General features: G+C 77.8%; 1 pseudogene. It reads left to right on the forward strand.

The annotated features are described in order from the left end of the window. A pseudogene (locus tag FJ658_RS16310) lies at positions 1-212 on the forward strand (pyridine nucleotide-disulfide oxidoreductase); the annotation flags it as partial.

Consider the following 212-nt stretch of genomic DNA (forward strand, 5'->3'; position numbering starts at 1 on the left):
TCGAAGGCGCTGCTGCGCGCGGGGTCGGCGCTGCGCGCCGCGCGGGCCGTCGGCGGTGCGGCGGAGGCGGTGACCGGCGAGCTGGACCCGCGCGCGGTGTTCCGCCGACGCGATCGCATCACGCACCACCGGGACGACGCCTCGCAGGTCGACTGGCTCGACGGCGCGGGCATCGGATTGCTGCGCGGGCACGCGCGGTTCGTCGGCCCGAA

The sequence above is a fragment of the Schumannella sp. 10F1B-5-1 genome (assembly GCF_006517535.1).
In the GTDB taxonomy this organism is placed as follows: domain Bacteria; phylum Actinomycetota; class Actinomycetes; order Actinomycetales; family Microbacteriaceae; genus Schumannella.